Below are 18204 nucleotides of genomic sequence, written 5' to 3'. Positions count from 1 at the left end.
AGTCATCACCGGCGGAACGTGCGGGGCTGTCGCCGGGCAGGCGCCGCGCCGAGTGCTGGTTCGCCATGTCCCGGTGGCATCAATATATTACATAAATTCTTTAGACGGTAGAAGTCGATTCTTCGCAGCCGCAGGGCGCGGTCCAGCCATGGTCGGTCGCGTCCGCTCGATCCTGTTCGCAGATGAGAAGGGGGAGGGGTACGCCGTCGAGCCGGAGGTGCGCGGACTTGCTCCCGGAGGTTCCGCATCGACTTCGTTTCGCTGCCGTAACGAACAAATTACCTGCTCGCAGGGCCTTGTTTTTAAAAAATCTAGGTAATATATTGCTGTGACGGCCGTAACTCCCCTCCGTCGTGCATCTCAAGTTAGGGATCATCGCGTGACCAACAAAACCACCGAAACCACGGTCGTCGAACAAGGCGACCGGGCCAGCAGCGCGGTAAAAGGCGCGGCCATCGGCTTCTACGTCGACATGTTCGACGTCTACCTCCCGGTCATCGCCCTGGCGCCCGCCATGGTGTTCTTCGTATCGCCGGAGCTGAGCATCGGCGCGAAGTCCTTGATCGCCGGGATGATCTTCGCGTCCACGCTCGTCGCTCGTCCGCTGGGTTCGACCATCTTCGGTGTGCTCGCCGACAAAATCGGGCGCCGCCTGGCTACCATCTATGCAGTAATCGGCTGTGGCATAACGACACTCGCCACAGCCGTCCTTCCGGGATACCAACATATCGGTGTCTCGGCCGTCGTCATCCTCATCGCGCTCCGATTCGTGGGGGGCATCTTCATGGGTGGTGAGTACACCGGTGCGGTGCCGCTGGCCATGGAGAGCAGTCCTATCTCCAAACGGGGCATGTACGGCGGTGTCATTGCTGCCACATTCCCGTTGGCATACTGCACCATCTCCGGAATCTCGTTCCTACTCCTGCAGACGATGCCCTCTGATGGACTGATGTCTGCCTATGTCCAGTGGGGTTGGCGGATCCCCTTTGTCATCGGCGCGGTGGCGACTTTCTGGTTCGCGTACTACTACGCCCGCTCGGTCCACGAATCCGAATCCTGGATCGAATCGAAGCAGGACAGCTCGGACGACCACGGAAAACCCAGCAGCTTCCGGACCCTGATGGCCCCGCAGAACAAGCGGTCTCTGATCCGCATCTTCATTCTCATGACCGGTGTCTGGTTCGGCAGCAACGTCGTCTCGGTGATCCTTCCCCAGATTCTCCGAGAGGATGTCGGCATCAGCGTGTCCGGCGCGACCGGGGTCTGGATCATCTGTCAGATCGTGCTGATCGGTGGGTACCTTGCCTCCGGCTTGATCAGCCAGAAGATCGGGCGCAGGGCCTTTTTCCTCGGCTGCGGTATCACCATGGCGGTCATATCCGGAACCGCTGTCACCCTCCTCGCGACCGGCTCGATCGGTGGATACGTGGCAATTACCAGTGTCGCTACCCTGGCATTGCTTGCTGGCACAACGACTTTCGGATCCGTACCCACCCTGGTGTGTGAGAGCTTCCCCGTCGATGTACGGGGCACCGGCTACGGACTCGGTTACAGCCTTGCGATCATCATCCCGTCGTTCTATGCCTTCTACCAGGAACTTCTCACGACGTTCATCCCCCGTGCCTACACCCCGATGGTTCTGCTCATACTCGGCGGCGTCCTCGTCGCCACCGGAGCCCTGCTGGGACCCGACACCCGCGACCGCGACCTGAGGATGACCACAGAACAGCTCTACGGGCCGAACAACTGACCGCCCGCCGCGCATCAGCACTGCGGATCTGCCACGCGCAGAATCGACGAGAGGAAACAAGATCCATGATCAGAAAACGATTGCGGACCGACGATATCGAGATCAGCTACCTCGAGGCCGGCACCGGGGATCAGAGCGTGGTGTTCATCCACGGCATGGCCGAAACCGCCGACAGCTGCTGGGCTCATCAACTCGCCGCCTTGTCCGAGTCGTATCACTGCTTCGCGGTCGATCTGCGCGGGCACGGCGAATCCACGGTCGGCGCCGCCGACGCCACCCTCGAACAGCTCGGTGGGGATCTGCTGACGTTCCTCGACCGAGTCGCGGGACCCGCTGTGGTGATCGGCTTCTCGCTCGGTGCCACCATCGCACTCTGGGCAGCCGCGCAACAATCACCGCACGTCCAGCACGTGATCGCAATGGGCGGATCCTCCGTGATCAGCCGCACCACCGCGGGGTTCTTCCACGACAAGGCCGCCGCCATCGAACGCCACGAACTGCGAGCCGTCCACGAGGAGATGCGCGAGGAAGTCGGCGCCATGTTCAAAGCCCACCCGGACAAAGCCAACGAGTACGGCGCTCGCCGAATCGCGTCGATCGGTGAAGGCCGCGGGTACGCCAACGCAGCGCTGGCGATGGCCCGCATGCGGGAGCATCCACTCCAGCCGCAACTGCAGCAGGTCACCTGCACGGTCGACGTCGTCGGCGGTGAGCACGACCTGTGGTGTCCTCAGAAGGCCAGCGACATCATCCTCGCGGGCCTTCCCTCCGACGGTGTCGGTTTCACCCAGATCCCCGCTGTCGGGCACCTGATGTCCGTTGACGACCCGGACACCGTCACCGACACCCTTTCGGCCCTCCTTGTGAAAGCGAACGAACCCAAATGACCGAACGCAAAGTTGCAGTCGTCACCGCCGCCGCCGGCGCCGGCATCGGCGGAGCAGCCGCCCGGCGCCTGGCCGACGACGGATACCAGGTAGTCGTCACTGACAAACACGCACAGCGCAGCGAGAAATTCGCCATCGCGCTCAGCGAGACCCACGGCCGGGAGTTCACATCCTGGGCCCTGGACGTGGCCGATCCCACCTCGGTCGAAACGGTCTTCGCCGAGATCGTCGATCGCCACGGCAAAATCGACCTACTGGTCAACAACGCCGGGTTCAGCGTCAGCAAACCCATCGTCGAACTGTCCATCGACGACTGGAAAACCTGCGTCGACATCGACCTCAACGGAACGTTCTACTGCATGCGGGCAGCGCTGCCACACATGATCGAGCGAGGGACCGGCAACATCGTCAACCTGAGCTCGACCGCTGCGTGGGAAGCAATCCCCGATCATGGCGCCCCGTACTCGGCCGCCAAGTCCGGCATTCTCGCCCTCACTCGGGTCGCCGCCTCCGAAGTAGGCAGGCACGGCATCCGCGTCAACGCCGTCGCCCCGGGCCTGATCTACAACGAGTTCCTCAAGCGGATCTACCCCGACGAATTCTTCGAGGGATTCGCCGACCGCCGCACCTTCCTCGGGCGGCTCGGCACCCCGGACGACATCGCGAATGTCATCGCGTTCCTGGCCAGCGATCAGGCCTCCTACGTCACCGGCGAAGTGTACGGAGTCAGTGGAGGTACCGCGCCGCATGCCTAACGCCCCAGCACGTGCCAGGCCTGACACAGAAAACAGCTGCGAAATCAAACTCGAGGACCTCGGTGACGGGGTCTCGGAACTGACAATCGATCGTTACCCCCAACGCAATGCGCTGTCCTCGCGGGTGCTCGCCCAGATCTTGGCAGCCCTCGACAAGACCGAGGCGGCGGGTAATCGGATCATCATCCTGCGGGGCGCCAACGGATTCTTCTCAGCCGGTGCCGACGTGACGGAACTGACCGGACTGATCGAAGATCAAGGACACGACGCACAGGTCGCGGCAGTCGTTTCCGCCCTGACCGAGAGAAGGCTGGTCTCCATCGCCGCGATCGAGGGTGGTTGCATCGGCGCCGGCCTGGAACTAGCGGCGGCATGCGACCTCAGGATCGCCGACTCGACCGCATACTTCGCATTTCCCGCTCTCGAAATGGGTCTGGTCTACCGACCGGACGCGCTCGCACGAATGGTGCGGCTCGTTGGACCCGCCGCCGCGACCCGAATGGTGATGCTGGGGGACCGGCTGACACTCGAGGAGGCGTACGCGTGCGGGCTGGTGGCAGCGAACGCCCAGCCCGGCGAGGTCTGTGCGACAGCACGAGCCCTGGCGCAACGCTTGAGCCGAGTGCCAGCGGACGTGGTGCGAGCGACAGCCCGGATTCTGTCGTCGGTACTCGCCGCTCCGAATGAAGCAGAGGCGTGGAGGGATGAGCATCTGAAGTCATTCGCCTCGCTGGCTCGATTCGAGTCAGTCACCGCCAAGAAAAACGCAATGAGGAAGTGAACCCACAATGACCATGGCCGATCTGCGAGGTCGCCGACTCGGCACCCGCGCGCTCCGATACGACGCGACAGACGCCGCACTCTACGCGCTCGCAGTCGGCGCGGGCGCCGACGACCTCGATCTCGTCTACGAACGCGACCTCCAAGTGCTTCCGACATATGCGGCCGCGCTGGGTATCTGGGCGACCACCGAAGCGTCCCGGGTGGCCGGATACGACGAATCGAAGGTGCTGCACCTGAGCCAAAAAGTGCAACTGCACACCCCACTGCCAACCCGAGGTGCGTTCGATTCGAAGGCCACGGTGATCGAGGTCTTCGACAAAGGTTCGGCCGCGATCGTGCACATCCTCGTCGAAACCGAGTTCTTCGACGCCACCTACGTGATGTTCGTACCCGGCGAAGGGGGATGGGGCGGTGATCGAGGTCCTTCGGGCCGGCGTATCGACGTCGCCGATCCGGACTGGGTGGACTCTGTCGCGACCGCGGCGAACGCCGCCGCGCTTTACCGACTCACCGGGGATCCACACCCCGTCCACATCGACCCCGTCGTTGCACACACGAACGGATATCGCGGACCGATTCTCCACGGACTGTGTACCTTCGGCACCGTCATACGAGCCGTGGCCAGGGCGTTCGCGGTCGACACCACGAGCATGCTCGGAATCGAGGCGAATTTCCTCGCACCGGTCTATCCCGGCGACGTGCTGGACGTGCGTGCCCAGCGGCGAGGAAACGAAACCCTATTCGTCAGCCGGATCGGAGGCACCTCGGTCCTGAGCGGGGGCTACAGCACCACCCGAGTGCCCACCGCCGGCACGGAGGCACCGGCGAACGCCTCGTGGACAGGGGTGCGTTGATGCGCATCAAGTCGTCAGTCGGACAAGGTGGCCACCGCAAGTCGATGCAATGTGCCGATGTGCGCTTCCATTCGCTCGCGGGCGGCGTTCGTGTCGTGCGCGGCCAGCGCCTGGTAGATCGCCTCGTGTTCGTCCATGACGATCTTCGGGTCGGGCGGATTGACGCCGATACTCTGCAACCGCATGTGATCATCGAAGATATTCTCGACGCCGGCCAACAGGCGGGGGCTGTCGGCGACCTGCGCGATCTTGCGGTGAAAGTCGTGGCAGAGACGATCGAACTCGATGTCGTAGCGCGTCGCCGCGACCTCATGGGACAGCGCGTTGACCTCCGCGAGAAGTTTCAGGTCGGCATCCTTGAGGCGCGTCGCGGCGCGCTCGGCGGTAGCACCCTCGAGGACGGCACGCATGAGGTAAATGTCCCGGACATCGGCGAGCGACATCGTGCAGACCAGGAATCCCTGATTCGGCACCACCGACACCAACTGGGACTGCTGCAGCGACAACAACGCTTCACGAACCGGCGTCCGCGACACCCCCAGCTCCTCGGCGACCGCGGCGATCTGGATGATCGAGCCGGGTCTAATGGCCCCGGAGACGATCTGCTCGTAGACGTGACCGCGGACCCGTTCGGCCAATCCACCGGACTTCCGGCCAGCCAGGCGCCGACCGTCAAGCTCGGTCGGCGCCGAGCGGAGAGCCGGGGTTCCTTCGGAACCGGACTTCGACCTGCTACGCGACATATTACAAGAATATCGCAGGTGACGAGTGCGCCGGGGAATGCGGGGGCACGCCATGACCGCCACTGATCTGCAACGGCTGGACGCAACCGATCAAGCCGACCTCATCCGCCGCGGGCGGGCGACCGCCCAGGAGTTCGTCCAGGCCTCCATCACCGAGATCTCACGGTCCAACGACCGCATCAATGCGGTCGTGAGCACCCGATTCGAAAAGGCACTACGCGAAGCGCGGAATTCCACTCACGCCGGACAATTCGCCGGAGTGCCGACCCTCGTCAAAGACCTCGGATGCGGCACGGCCGGCGACCCGATGTGGTGTGGAAACCGCGTATTGAAGCGGAAGAATCACCGGGCCGCGCGAGACGGCGCCATCGCCGAAGCCCTTCGCGCGGCGGGCTTCATCATCGTCGGCAGAACCAACACCGCCGAGTTCGGGGCCACCATCACGACCGAACCGCAGGCCACCGGCGCGTGCGTCAATCCGTGGGATCCCCGGTTGTCGGCGGGTGGATCCTCGGGCGGTTCCGCGGCTGCCGTGGCAGCCGGATATGTCCCGATCGCGCACGGCACCGACGCCTCCGGATCCATCCGCATCCCCGCGGCGATGTGCGGGGTCATCGGCCTCAAACCCACCAACGGCACCCTCCCGCTCGACGCCATGGACGGCAACGGCTGGTTCGGACTCTCGACCCCCGGACTCTTTGGGCGCACGGTCCGCGACGTCCGCAACGCCTTCGGCGCGATCCGAACCAGCCAACCGGTTATGCCCGAGGGCGTACAGACCCTAAGACCTGACGCGACGAACATCGCGCTCTCGGTCGCGGTGGTCCGTCCCACCGACCGCGACACCGCAGCCGTCATGGATCAGGTGGTAACAACCCTGACGGCGCTCGGGCACACAGTCGAGGACACGACGCCCCCGTTTCTCGAGGAACGACACTGGCGCCGAGATTTTCTCACACTCGTCGGTGCGGGTGCCCTCGCCGACATCCGCCGATGGGAGCAGATCCTCGACACTCAGATCTATCCTGACCACCTCGACGACGCCACCGCATCAATGGCAGCAGTCGGATCGCGCGCGAGTACGAGCGCTGTTACCCGTGCCGTCACCGGTCTGCAGAGCTACCGCGACACGGTCGCGTCGTGGTGGGGAAGCACCGCCGGGGTAGACCTGATCGTCACTCCGGTTCTCGCGCACCCGCATGCCCCCCTCGGCTGGCTCAGCGACCCCACCGAAGGATCCGCACGAATACGTCAAACCATGCTCTACACTGCGCAATTCAACATGAGCGGCGATCCTGCTCTGGCACTGCCACTCGGAACCAGCGCAGCCAATTTACCAATAGGCATTCAATTCGCTGCCGCACACGGCAGAGAAGACATCCTGCTTCACATCGCCACCGAACTCGAGCGCGAACTGCCGTGGTCCCAACGAGCCCCCGCATTCGACTGAGGCGCCACGAAAGAATCGGTAAGGAAGAAAAACATGCACATTTCCTCGCAGCGACTCACCCAGCTGGTGGACGAGCGTCGAGCAACACCGAAGCAGGTCTGGGAAGCGGCCGAGAGCCGACTTGCCAAACACCCCTCCCTAGGCCTGAACACGGCCTTCGAAGCATGCGATCGGTGGGCCGACGACCCAGGTCGCCTTGCCATCATCGTGCGGCATTCCCCGGACACACCAGCGCACCGCTGGACCTACGCCGACCTGGCACGAGCATCGAGCCGGTTTGCCACGGCGCTAGCCGCAAAGGGCATCCGCCGCGGTGATCGCGTCGCCGCGCTCCTGCCCCAGGGGATCGAGGCCTACATCGCCGCACTAGCCATCTGGCGGATGGGCGCCATCGTCGTGCCGCTCTATCCCGGCTTCGGAGTCGATGGAATCGCGCAGCGGATCGGTGCCGCCGAACCCGCTGCAGTCGTCGTCGACCGCGCCTCGGCAGCCATACTCGACAACGCCTTGTCCTCTCTGTCGGGCATTGATCCGGTGATCATCGAAGCCGCCGGCCCCGATACCCACACCGCCGCACCAGTCAGGGGCACACATGGGCTGTCCTTCTGGGACCTCGTCGAGACCACCTCGGCTGACGCGCCCCTGGTAAACACGGCTGCACATGATACCGCCACCCTGCTATACACCAGCGGCACAACCGGAATCCCGAAGGGCTGCCTACTGCCGCACTCATATTTGCTCACGATGCAACCCTTCGTCCGACATTCGTTCGCCCTCGGCAACAGCGACCTGTTCACGTCCACATCCAGCCCCGGCTGGGTAAACGGGCTGTACTCCGCCGGAATGTGCGTGACAGCCGAAGGCCGCCCCAGGCTGATATACACCGGACGCTTCGACCCGCAGGCCTGGCTCGACATCCTGCGGCAAGAGAACGTCACCTATCTCTCGTCCGCCCCGAGTGCGATGCGCCAACTCATCCCTCTCAGCCAGCAACAAGGCATGCCCTCGGCGCTGCGGGCGGCCGCCTCGGCCGGTGAACACCTCGGTGCGACGCTTGCACGAGCATGGGCGGACCTGTGCCCGGAGCCGATCCAGGAAACCTACGGCACCACCGAGATCGGACTCGTCATGGCCACCCCGGCATTCGATCAGTCCCCGAACGACCTCGGAGCACTCCCGGCGCCGGTGCCCGGATTCGAGATCGCGCTTATGGACGACCACGGAAATCTCCAGGACAACGAAGGCATCATCGCTGTCCGCAACGTCGGCTACATCGGGTGCACCGGATACTCCAACGCATCCGAACAATGGGTCAAACGCTGGCGCGACGACTGGTATCTCACCGGTGACATGGCAACCCGTGACGACAAGGGGCAACTGTGGTTCAAAGGCCGTGACGACGACCTGATCGTCACCTCCGGATACAACATCGGCCCCACGGAGGTCGAAGCCGCAATCAGCCTGCACCCTCAGGTTCGGGACGTGGCCGTGGTCGCAGCACCCGACCCCGACCGTGGATCCGTCGTCCGCGCGGTCATCGTGGCCGAAACGAACTCGGACCAGCCGCAACTGGCGGCAGAGGTCAAAGAACTCGTCCGCACCCGCCTCGGGCGACACGTCTACCCCCGCATCGTCGACTTCGTCGACGAGTTGCCGCGCAACCAGGCCGGAAAGGTTCAACGCAACATCCTCCGGGACACCTACGACCCCCAGACCGCACCGGCACCCGTCTCCTGACGATGGCCGTTTCGCCGTCGCCTTCCGATAGCTAGGACAGAACATGTATTTCGACACCGATCAACTCGACCTCGCCGACGCCGTCAGCGCCTTCTGCGCACGCGAATGCGGCACCCGTGAACAACGCGCACACTGGACCAACGACGGAACCCTCATCCACAGCAGAGACCTGTTCAAGAAGATGGCGCAACTGGGATGGGCTGGAATCGCCATTCCCGAAGAGTACGGCGGCTCCGGCGGTGGCCTGGTCGAACAGTGCATCTTCTTCGAAGAGACCTCCCGCGCAATGGCACCCGTCGCCGCCGCCGCCAGCAGCCAACTCGTCGCACAGACACTGGTCAAGTTCGGCAGCGAACAGCAGAAGAAAGAACGCCTCTCCGCCCTCGCCGATGGAGACACGATGTCCATCAGCGTGTCCGAACCCGACGCCGGCTCCGATGTCAGCAACGTCTCCTGCAAAGCCGTGCTCAGTGACACGACGATCGTGGTCAACGGCCAGAAGACCTGGGCGTCCTACGCCCACCTCGTCGACCGGATCCTCCTCGTCGTCCGCACCTCACGGAACAAGGACAAACGCCACTTCGGCCTCACTATGCTCGACATCGACCCGGGTACCGCAGGGGTCGATATCAAGGGAATTCCGACGATGGGTGAGCGGGAAGTCAACGACATCTACCTCACCGATGCCGAGTTCGCCCGGGACAACGTGGTCGGCGAGATCGACCAGGCCTGGAAGCAGGTCATGGCCAGCCTCAACGGCGACCGTCTCATCATCGCCGCCCAAGCAGTGGGCAACGCGCGGCGGGCGATCGCGGACATCATCAAGTTCATGGGTGAACGGCGCCAATTCGGCACGACCATCTCCAGTTTCCAGGCGATGCGGCACCGCCTCGCCGACCTTGCCGCCGACGTCGAAGCCGCCAAGGCCCTCACCTACGCCGCCGCCTTTCGGTTGCAGAACGGAACGGGCACGGCCGCGGAGCTCAATCGATTGACCTCGATGGCGAAGCTGAGAGCTACCGAGACCGCCCGCAACGTCGCGCTCAACGGAATTCAGATGCTCGGCGGTTACGGGTACACCACCGAGTTCGACATGGAACACATCGCCCGCAACACCATCGCCGCAACCATCTACGGCGGAACCAGCGAAATCCAACGCGACATCATCGCCAAGACGCTGCTTCCGTGATCACCCAGAAGCCAACCAACCGAACTGAGGAGCAAAACAATGATCGTTGTTGACGGCACCGTCGATCGCAAGCGACTCGGACTGCTCGTGCCCTCGTCGAATACCATCATGGAACAGGACCTCCAGCGCGGTCTCAGTGAGATCGCTAGTGTGCACTCCGCGCGGATGTACCTGGTAGAGGCAACGGAAAACGGCGAGAGCGCAATGCTCGACGAGTACCTCGACCGCGCAGTCGAGGATTTGACGTCTCTCAAGCCCGAGGTCGTGGTGTTTGGATGCACGAGTGCGGGAGCGCTGCGCGGCCCCGCGTATGATCGCCAGCTCTGCGAACGCATCCAGGCACAAACCGGCGCCACAACCATCAGCACCATCGAATCGGCCAGCAACGCACTCGCCGAGTCCGGACACGAGAGAGTCGCGGTGCTCACCCCGTACGTCGACGAACTCAACGTCAAAGTCCGCGCCAGCATCGAAGCTGCTGGTGTCGACGTCGTGGAGATCGAAGGACTCGGAATCTCCGATAATTTCGGTCTTGCAGAGCCGACCCCGTCGGAGATCGCCAATCGTGCGGTAGCCCTGATCCGACGCTCAAACCCGTCGATGCTCTTCGTCTCATGCACCAACTTCCGCTCGCTCGAAGCCGCGGACCGCATCGAATTGATGACAGGCGTTCCTGTAATGACGAGCAACCGCGCCGTGATTCGCGCAGTCGAGAAGCGGCCTGGCCGGCCAGGGCACGTGAGATCTGTGCAAGCACGTCCGATTGGTAGCGTCAGTACCGCCTCGATGTGACCGATCGACGCGATATACGGGCCGAACAGGATTTCAAGATTTTCTTGGCTCGCTCACTGCCCGCACCCCCGAGATGACGAAGCCGCGCCGTCGCTTACAATCGATCTGCTCCAGCAGCACATCCCCCCAATTTTGTTCTGCTGGACGTCCCCGTGCCCCGGCGTCACCCCCCGATGCCGGGGCACAACCATGCGTAGCGCCGGACGAGAAGATCGAGGGATGACGCACACGAGGCCCGGCCGGATCCCGGTGGGCGATCCGATCGGGCTTCGCTTCGACGAAGCGACCAAACGCAGACTCGACGAGATGGCCGAGACCATCGGCCCGCGCCGTATCGGGGCGCTGATCCGCGTGGCCTGCCGACGACTGGTCACCAAACAACCCGAAGCCGTCGGCCGTGCTCTCACCGAACACCGACGGCTCTCCGAAGCGCTGCGGGCGATTCCGCTGGTCATGGTCAAAATCAAACTCGAACCCGAGACCGTGCAGCAGGTCGCGGCCCTGGCCGCCGAACACGACACCACGGTCAGCGCACTCATGCGGGTCGCCCTGCACCGATTCCAGGAAGCGCCCGGCCGCTACAAACACCCGATGCTCCGCGACGCCGAGCGGTCCGGACTGTCCGACCGGGTCGACGTCATGGTCACCCCGTCCAGTAGGCAGCAGATCCGGCGCCTCGCCGGCCGATACGGCGACAAGCTGGGCACCGCGCTCCTGCGGGTCGTCCTACGGCGCCTGCTCGACGAACCGGGCGACCTCGCCGCAGACCTGGACACCATCGCCCCGCTGCGTGATCTGCGGCCCGAGACCTATCCCGCCACGATCAAGGTGCACTTCGACGACCCGTTGCGCGACAAGCTCGACACATTGGCCGCTCGCGTCGGGTCCGACCGCACCGAGCTCGTCCGCCTGGCCGCCCGCCGTGTGCTCGACCAGCCCGGACTGATCGAGCACGCCGTGAACGAGGAGATCATCCGCAGCGACAAGCACAAGGCACACTTGATGGCCCGGCACGCCCGCCGCCAGGCACGACGGCACACGACACCCGACTGACCTCATTCGGCGGGCTGCAAGCCGATCCTCGGATGCGTCGACTGTGCTGCTACGACCTCACCTGTCCGTTCCTCGATTCCGTAGGGCATCAGGATATCCAACAACCAGATGAACTGGGCAACAGCATATTCGGGACAATTGAGGCGAAGATGCGGCGCCCTCGCGAACCGCGATTCACCGCCACTCCTGAGCGATAGCGCCTCGAGAATGCCCGACGAAACGGACCAGCTCGCACATCACCTACGTGAACGCCGACACGACCGCCACAACGGACCGGGACAGCTTCCCAACCGGCTACGCTCTCCATGAACTCCGTCCGCACTGCGTCGCGGCACTTCCCGCAGGCGGGCCGCCGCGGTCTCGCGCAACGCGGTCGGCCACCCCGCGGCCTCGATCGCGTGTTTCGCCGCCAAAGGGGCATCGATGGACCCCGTGTAACTTGACACTGAATTCCGAATGCGCGGGGCGACACGTCTTCTGTTTGACCGGCATGGGATCACGGCGATGTCATCACCGGACATCAATGAGACTGAGGCCATTGCTGTTTGCGCCCTGAAGGAAATCTGATCAGATCGCGTCCGTAACACTGGCCAGCTACCGTCGGGTTGTGACAGCACATGCTGCTGGGCGTGCACACAAGATGACGCCCAGCCCGGAGGTTGCGCTCGACTTCGCTCGGGAATGGGTCGAGTTCCTCGACCCGGACAATTCCGAGCACCTCATCGCCGCCGATATGACGTGGCTTCTCTCGCGCTGGACTTGCGTATTCGGCACACCGGCGTGCCAAGGCATCATCGCGGGTCGACCGGACGACGGGTGTTGTTCGCACGGTGCGTTTCTCACCGACGACGAGGACCTGGAGAGGCTGAACGACGCGGTGATGCTGCTCGAACCGCAGGACTGGCAGCTCATGAAGCAGGGGCTCGGGAAGAAGGGGTACTTCGAGGACGACGAACTCGACGACCAGCCGGCTGTCCGCACCCGCCGCTACCAGGGCGCGTGCATTTTCCTCAACCGCCCCGGTTTCGAGGGCGGAATTGGGTGCGCACTGCATTCGATGGCACTCCGGCGTGGGATCGAACCGCTCGAGGTCAAGCCCGACGTATGTTGGCAGCTGCCGATCCGGCGCACCCAGGAGTGGGTCGAGCGCGCCGACGGTGAGCAGATCCTGAAAACGACGATCACCGAGTACGACCGTCGCGGCTGGGGCGAGGGCGGCGCGGACCTTCACTGGTATTGCTCCGGATCACCCGACGCACACGTGGGGAGCAAGGCCGTCTGGGAGTCCTATGCGCCCGAGCTCACCGAACTCCTCGGTGAGGCCGCCTACGGCGAACTGGCGAGGCTGTGCAGGCGCCGCGCCGGGCTCGGTCTGATTGCGGTGCACCCGGCGACCGCAGCCGCCGAAAGGAAATCTCGGTAACCGAGCGACACCGCCGCGCTACGCGAAGGCGTACCAGCATCCCTGGAACTGGCCGACGGATCCACCGGACCCCGCAGTGACCTCATGGCCCGCCTGACCGGTTCGGTTGGCAGCGGGAAGAACCCAAGGATGCGGGCGCAGATCGCGTGGGAGAACCGATCGGGGTCAGCCTCGTCGGGGTGATCATGGTGTCCCCGGGTTTCAATGCCGCGAACGCGATGCAGTGGAAGGAACAGAAGATCGTCCACGTCTGAGCCGCCGCCGCCGACGACGACGGCGCGGTTGTCGATCAGATCGCGGCCTCGGAGACCGTCCGGGATCTGGCCGCACTGGAGTGACAACGCGACCAGCCACGGGGCGCGGTAGCGACACCAACCCTTCCGCGCTATCATGAATTTGTGCCCGATAATTGGTGAAAGTGAGGGGTTGGGTGTGATGAACGAGGCCACCGATGCCAGCACCGAAGCCCGCTACCTGCGTGGCGATCTCGGCTTCGAGGATGCACTGCGGGAGGTGACCGGCACCGACGTCGACCGGAAGTTCCTCGCCCAGATCCTGCACAGCATCTCCGACCGGAACCCGGCAGCACCGCCGCTGTCCGACCACGACACAGCCCTGCTCGACCAGGCTGGGTTCGTCGACGACCCGGCCGCGGCGACGGCCGCACGGGTGGACCGCGACATTCGCATGCAGGAACTGGTCCGCAGCTCTCTGTCGATCGCGGAGGCCGCGGACCGCCTCGGGGTGACCGCGGCCCGGATCCGGCAACGCCTCGGCGAGGGCACCCTGTGGGCGTTCGCGTCGGGCCGGAACCGGTTGCTGCCGCCCGCCCAGTTCACCGCCACCGGCGCGGTGCCGCACCTCGACCAGGTGGCGCCGTTGTTGGCGAAGGATCTGCACCCGCTGACCGTGCAGGCATTGCTGACCCGCCCGCAACCGTCCCTGACCGTCGAGGGCCGGCCGGTGTCGATCGTGGCATGGCTGACCGGAAGCGCCGGAACCGCCGCCGACATCGAACAGGTCCAAGACGTGATCACCGCCGCCGAATGGGAATCGGCATAGATGGGGTCGATGCTGCCGACGCCCCCGACCATCGCAGACCTTCGTGATGCGGGCGTGCGCGACGAGGAAGTGATCGACTGGCAACTGGCCGAGATGGTGTGGCGGGTGCATCGCACCACCGGCACCCATGTGCTGCGCTGGAATGGATTGCGCACGTTCGGGCCGATCCTGCGGTTCGACCACCACCCCACCCCGCGCGCCGAACATCCCGGCTACGGCATCTGGTACGGCGCCTCCAGTCCCCGCGGCGGGTTGGCCGAGGCGTTTCGGAGTTCCCGGGTGATCGACCGTCACCGCGGCGACCCGTATCTGACCGGGCTGCGATTTATCCGCCCGCTGAGACTGCTCGATGTCTCCGGCATCGGGGAGGGGACGTGGGCGACCCGGGTCGGCGGCAACCACGCCCTCGATTCCGCCGCGCATGGCCGAACCCAGCACTGGGCCCGCACCATTCACCGGGCCGATGACGATCTCGACGGGATCGTCTACCGCGGCCGGTTCGCCGGTAGTGTCTGTATCGCGATCACCGAACACGCCGCCGACGCGTTCCCTGCGCTGCCGGCGTTGTCGCTGCCGTTGTCGCATCCCGGGTTGTCCGGGCCGATCGACAGCGCGGCCCATCAGCTCGGCTACACCATCACCTGACGCTGCGACACGCGCGGGCGAACCGGGGCTGGGCCCGCGGCACACGTCCCGTGACCGCACGGCCTCGACTGCAGCACGCTTCTGTGTCGCACAAGGGAAGTGGGCGGCTACGTTCGTGGACTGCACGACGATGGCACATGTGCTCGGTGTTCCGTACCTCGTCATTCGGATGGTGAATTGACAACCGGAAATACTGTGTCTGAGTGCATTACGGATGACTGGGGTTTCTCCACCCCCGACTGAACCTGTCTGGGTTGTTCGATGTCGTCGGATATGTTCGTGAACTTGAGGTTTAGAGATTCGACTGATGGCCTCTGGTCCTGGGGTTGGGTGGTGTGATGGTTGCCCACCGCGCCCGTTGGTGGTCCCAGTAGCGGGTGCGATTGTGTGAGCGGCCGCTGGATGGGCTGCGGTGGGGTAGCAGCCTGCGCGCGTAGGACCACGTCGTGGGTGTGGTGTGCGCCCGCGCCGCCATTGATCGAGCGTTCCCGGACCTCGTTGACGTCGATGTGCCAGCTGTCATCGAGGAGCGCTGCCACGTCACCGGGTGTGACCCAGTCGTCGGGTTCGAAGCCGTGCTCGCGTGCCGCGGTCGCGTCGCGGATGTCGTGGTGCACGATCAGCAGGGTGCCGCCCGGTGCGACGGCGGAAACCAATGCGCGTTCGGCGGCACGGTCGGCGGTTCTGCGCAGGGCGGGGTACTGGGCGGAGACCAGGTCGAAACCACCCGCGGGTAGTTCGGCGTCGAGCAGTCCGCTCAGCACCCAGGTGATGTCCACGTTTTCCCTGCCTGTGTGGGCCCGGGCCCGGTCGAGGGCGATGCGCGAAACGTCCAGCGCGGTGACGGCCCATCCCTGGCGGGCGAGCCAGAGTGCGTCGGCGCCTTCACCGCAACCGACGTCGAGGGCACGTCCCGGGCGTGCGCCGGTCATCTCGTCGACGAGTGCGCCGTTGGGTTCTCCGCTCCACACGCGATCGCGCTCGCTGTAGCGCGCATCCCATTCGTCCGCCTCGCTTGGTGTCGTCGTGACCTCGGTGACCTTGCCTGCTTCGTCCATGCCCACACAGTGCAACAGCACCGGCGGTTTCGGCGAGTGTTCTTGCCGTATCGGCAAGAAGTGCCGCTGCTCGGAGTGGCGCGGTGGGCCGATGTGCTGTTCCGAATGTGTTAGAGCCCCGTGGACTACGGGCTCAGTGCGGCCGCCGATCGCTTCGGTTCGGGATCGCCCGCCCCCTCCGACGCCTCAGTGGTCGACGCGCTCATCGAGGCGATTGAAGTACGCCTCGGTGTCGTACCCGACGCGTTGTGTGTGACCCCGGCGTCGGAGCTGCGCATGACGCGGCGTCGGCATGACTCGGTGGCGAGCGCAGTTGGACCCGCGTCGGTCGTAGCGTCGCCGGTGGCCCGGTTCGGTGCACACTGGGACCCATTACGTGCCGCTGCGAACGGCTGCCCGCGTAGGTCCACTACGTGGATGTTGGCCGAGTGTACCGAGCCGGGCGGTGCGGGCTCATCCTGCCCTTTCAGGCATGCTGGCGCGGTGCTCGGTGACGAGTCTCGCCTTGAATGCAGCACGATTTCTTGCCATGATGGTGGTGCCCAGGGCACTAGTCCTGGTGAAGTGGACCCGGCAGCCTTCCGGACGGTAGGTGAGCCGGGTTTCGCGTTTCTACCGGACGTCCACGGTCTTGGTCACCAGTGGCCGCACCCGGGCGGGCCATTCTCCGCCCTTGGCCAGGCACCATGCCACGGCGTCGGGGATCCACAACATCGGTTCCTGCTTGGCTCGCAGGTGGTGATACGTCAGGTGCTCGCGGATGCCGTGTTTGCCGACGGCCTCGTAGAGCACCCGTCGGTCCGCCTTCATCGTCGAATCGTCTTGCTCGAGGACCAGGCGGGAGGCCTGCAGCTCGGCCAGGTCCGCGACCAGCATCTCCAGACAGCGTGGACGCCCCTGTTTCGGGGCGAGGGTTGCGGCGTTGTAGATGTGCACGCGTACGTCCAGTTTGAGTAGCGCGGAGCAGATTTCCCGCCTTCGGGAATCGCGTTCGGATTTGAAGTGCAGGCGCTCTTGCCCTTTCAGGCGTAGTTCGGTGAGCACCTTCCGGGCGTATGCCAGCGACCGTGGATCGGCGATGGCGGCGGCCACCATGATTCCGCGGACGGTGTTCTCATCGACGAAGGCATGCACGAGCACCCAGCTTAGAGACGTGCTCTCCGGCACCGTGCCCCCGCCGTGGTCGAAGCACAGCGCCGGGCGCCGGCTACGGGACCGCCGACACCGGCGCCGCGCCACGGCTGCTCGGGCCGTGGTGCTCACCGGTGTGCCGAGAAGCCGGGCGGCCGTCGGACGAGGAACCTTTCGACGCCGGGGTATCTCTCGCCGAGCGAGGTGCCGGTGAACCCGGTCTTCTCGTAGAAGCGCAGTGCGGCGGTGTCGGTTTCGGCGACGAGCGCGATGCCGGGGTGGCGGGCGTGCACCCAGTCGATGAGGGCGGTGCCGATGCCGTGGTGCCGGTTGTGGGGGTCGGTGGCGAGGTGCAGCAGCGTCGTCTGATCCGGTGCGGTGCGGTACCCGATCACCCCGACCGGGATCCGGGAGGATCGGGCGACGGCGAGGACTGCGGATCCGGTCCGGTAGGGCACGAGCGCAAAGTCGAGGCGGTCTCGATGTGCTGATCCCACCGCGTAGGTCAGGAGCGAGAGAACTCCCTCGGCATCGGGATCGGTCTCGTTGATGGCGACAGGGATTGTGCTCACGTGGCCACGGTAAGGCCGGTGTACTTGACCGCCGTCTGCGGTACCCATCGGGGGTGTGGGAACTGTGAGCGACGCTGACCGTTGGCAACCGCGTCCCGCGGACGGTGAGAGGTGCGCCCCCCTGTGGTGTGCCCGCTGCCGATCTGGCACGGTGACGCAGGAAGCGCACTGAGCCCGATCTGCGTCGTAGCATCCGGGGGTGAGCAACGACCGAAGTGTGGACGCCTGACGAAATCGGGTGCGCCCTGTGCAGCGTTGGTGCGGTACTCGAAGCCGCTGGGGCAGTTCGCGCCAGCGTGCAACGCGCACCTGAGCGAAGT

General features: G+C 64.8%; 17 protein-coding genes. 13 read left to right on the top strand and 4 right to left on the bottom strand.

Annotation, left to right across the window (positions count from 1 at the left end; translation table 11 throughout):
* Positions 1–379: 379 nt before the first annotated feature.
* The 5 genes from P3H15_RS42660 (at position 380) to P3H15_RS42640 (ending at position 5029) form a co-directional block, all read left to right on the top strand.
* Positions 380–1750: an MFS transporter gene (locus P3H15_RS42660; RefSeq protein ID WP_276142811.1), complete on the top strand. Its 1371-nt coding sequence runs from the start codon at positions 380–382 to the stop codon at positions 1748–1750.
* Positions 1751–1815: 65 nt separating this feature from the next.
* Complete coding sequence (locus P3H15_RS42655) at positions 1816–2637, top strand: alpha/beta fold hydrolase (RefSeq protein WP_276142810.1); 822 nt, start codon at positions 1816–1818, stop codon at positions 2635–2637.
* Positions 2634–3392, top strand: coding sequence for an SDR family NAD(P)-dependent oxidoreductase (locus tag P3H15_RS42650; RefSeq protein ID WP_276142809.1), 759 nt, complete (start codon positions 2634–2636; stop codon positions 3390–3392). The genes P3H15_RS42655 and P3H15_RS42650 overlap by 4 nt, the downstream gene beginning before the upstream one ends.
* Entirely contained in the window at positions 3385–4173 is a 789-nt protein-coding gene (locus P3H15_RS42645; RefSeq protein WP_276142808.1) for an enoyl-CoA hydratase/isomerase family protein, read from the top strand. The genes P3H15_RS42650 and P3H15_RS42645 overlap by 8 nt, the downstream gene beginning before the upstream one ends.
* 7 nt (positions 4174–4180) lie before the next feature.
* Positions 4181–5029: a MaoC/PaaZ C-terminal domain-containing protein gene (locus tag P3H15_RS42640; RefSeq protein WP_276142807.1), complete on the top strand. Its 849-nt coding sequence runs from the start codon at positions 4181–4183 to the stop codon at positions 5027–5029.
* Between the two features lie 14 nt (positions 5030–5043).
* On the opposite strand, the gene P3H15_RS42635 is transcribed toward P3H15_RS42640, so the two are convergent.
* On the bottom strand, positions 5044–5772 hold the full coding sequence (locus P3H15_RS42635; RefSeq protein WP_276142806.1) for a GntR family transcriptional regulator: 729 nt from the start codon (positions 5770–5772) through the stop codon (positions 5044–5046).
* 52 nt (positions 5773–5824) lie between these two features.
* Between P3H15_RS42635 and P3H15_RS42630 the strand changes: the two genes are divergently transcribed.
* The 8 genes from P3H15_RS42630 (at position 5825) to P3H15_RS42595 (ending at position 15123) form a co-directional block, all read left to right on the top strand.
* Positions 5825–7222, top strand: coding sequence for an amidase (locus P3H15_RS42630; protein ID WP_276142805.1), 1398 nt, complete (start codon positions 5825–5827; stop codon positions 7220–7222).
* Between the two features lie 33 nt (positions 7223–7255).
* A complete protein-coding gene (locus P3H15_RS42625) occupies positions 7256–8959 on the top strand; it encodes an acyl-CoA synthetase (protein WP_276142804.1) in 1704 nt (567 codons plus the stop codon).
* 43 nt (positions 8960–9002) lie between these two features.
* Positions 9003–10148 carry an acyl-CoA dehydrogenase family protein gene (locus P3H15_RS42620; RefSeq protein ID WP_276142803.1) on the top strand — a complete coding sequence of 382 codons (1146 nt, stop codon included), beginning with the start codon at positions 9003–9005 and terminating at the stop codon, positions 10146–10148.
* A 39-nt stretch (positions 10149–10187) separates the two neighbouring features.
* On the top strand, positions 10188–10940 hold the full coding sequence (locus P3H15_RS42615; protein WP_276142802.1) for an aspartate/glutamate racemase family protein: 753 nt from the start codon (positions 10188–10190) through the stop codon (positions 10938–10940).
* 219 nt (positions 10941–11159) lie between these two features.
* On the top strand, positions 11160–11993 hold the full coding sequence (locus P3H15_RS42610; protein WP_276142800.1) for a CopG family transcriptional regulator: 834 nt from the start codon (positions 11160–11162) through the stop codon (positions 11991–11993).
* 640 nt (positions 11994–12633) lie between these two features.
* A complete protein-coding gene (locus tag P3H15_RS42605) occupies positions 12634–13416 on the top strand; it encodes a hypothetical protein (protein WP_276142820.1) in 783 nt (260 codons plus the stop codon).
* 435 nt (positions 13417–13851) lie between these two features.
* Complete coding sequence (locus P3H15_RS42600; protein ID WP_276142799.1) at positions 13852–14478, top strand: hypothetical protein; 627 nt, start codon at positions 13852–13854, stop codon at positions 14476–14478.
* Entirely contained in the window at positions 14479–15123 is a 645-nt protein-coding gene (locus P3H15_RS42595; protein ID WP_276142798.1) for an RES family NAD+ phosphorylase, read from the top strand.
* 161 nt (positions 15124–15284) lie between these two features.
* Here the strand turns inward: P3H15_RS42595 and P3H15_RS42590 are convergent, their stop codons facing one another.
* From P3H15_RS42590 to P3H15_RS42580, 3 genes are all read right to left on the bottom strand, one after another.
* A complete protein-coding gene (locus P3H15_RS42590) occupies positions 15285–16181 on the bottom strand; it encodes a bifunctional 2-polyprenyl-6-hydroxyphenol methylase/3-demethylubiquinol 3-O-methyltransferase UbiG (RefSeq protein WP_276142797.1) in 897 nt (298 codons plus the stop codon).
* Positions 16182–16793: 612 nt separating this feature from the next.
* Positions 16794–17315, bottom strand: coding sequence for a hypothetical protein (locus P3H15_RS42585; protein ID WP_276142796.1), 522 nt, complete (start codon positions 17313–17315; stop codon positions 16794–16796).
* A gap of 125 nt (positions 17316–17440) precedes the next feature.
* Positions 17441–17884 (bottom strand): N-acetyltransferase, encoded by a 444-nt coding sequence (locus P3H15_RS42580; RefSeq protein ID WP_276142795.1) that lies wholly within the window; start codon positions 17882–17884, stop codon positions 17441–17443.
* Between the last annotated feature and the right edge of the window lie 320 nt (positions 17885–18204).

Origin of the sequence: Rhodococcus sp. T2V, from assembly GCF_029269925.1 — a bacterium.
Classification (GTDB): domain Bacteria; phylum Actinomycetota; class Actinomycetes; order Mycobacteriales; family Mycobacteriaceae; genus Rhodococcus_F; species Rhodococcus_F koreensis.
This window is presented reverse-complemented; position numbering and strand designations above follow the sequence as displayed.

Coding starts and splice junctions, on each gene's coding strand:
- P3H15_RS42655 (WP_276142810.1), top strand. CDS start 1,816: ATGATCAGAAAACGATTGCGGACCGACGATATCGAGATCAGCTACCTC.
- P3H15_RS42650 (WP_276142809.1), top strand. CDS start 2,634: ATGACCGAACGCAAAGTTGCAGTCGTCACCGCCGCCGCCGGCGCCGGC.
- P3H15_RS42645 (WP_276142808.1), top strand. CDS start 3,385: ATGCCTAACGCCCCAGCACGTGCCAGGCCTGACACAGAAAACAGCTGC.
- P3H15_RS42640 (WP_276142807.1), top strand. CDS start 4,181: ATGACCATGGCCGATCTGCGAGGTCGCCGACTCGGCACCCGCGCGCTC.
- P3H15_RS42635 (WP_276142806.1), bottom strand. CDS start 5,772: ATGTCGCGTAGCAGGTCGAAGTCCGGTTCCGAAGGAACCCCGGCTCTC.
- P3H15_RS42630 (WP_276142805.1), top strand. CDS start 5,825: ATGACCGCCACTGATCTGCAACGGCTGGACGCAACCGATCAAGCCGAC.
- P3H15_RS42625 (WP_276142804.1), top strand. CDS start 7,256: ATGCACATTTCCTCGCAGCGACTCACCCAGCTGGTGGACGAGCGTCGA.
- P3H15_RS42620 (WP_276142803.1), top strand. CDS start 9,003: ATGTATTTCGACACCGATCAACTCGACCTCGCCGACGCCGTCAGCGCC.
- P3H15_RS42615 (WP_276142802.1), top strand. CDS start 10,188: ATGATCGTTGTTGACGGCACCGTCGATCGCAAGCGACTCGGACTGCTC.
- P3H15_RS42610 (WP_276142800.1), top strand. CDS start 11,160: ATGACGCACACGAGGCCCGGCCGGATCCCGGTGGGCGATCCGATCGGG.
- P3H15_RS42605 (WP_276142820.1), top strand. CDS start 12,634: ATGACGCCCAGCCCGGAGGTTGCGCTCGACTTCGCTCGGGAATGGGTC.
- P3H15_RS42600 (WP_276142799.1), top strand. CDS start 13,852: ATGAACGAGGCCACCGATGCCAGCACCGAAGCCCGCTACCTGCGTGGC.
- P3H15_RS42595 (WP_276142798.1), top strand. CDS start 14,479: ATGGGGTCGATGCTGCCGACGCCCCCGACCATCGCAGACCTTCGTGAT.
- P3H15_RS42590 (WP_276142797.1), bottom strand. CDS start 16,181: ATGGACGAAGCAGGCAAGGTCACCGAGGTCACGACGACACCAAGCGAG.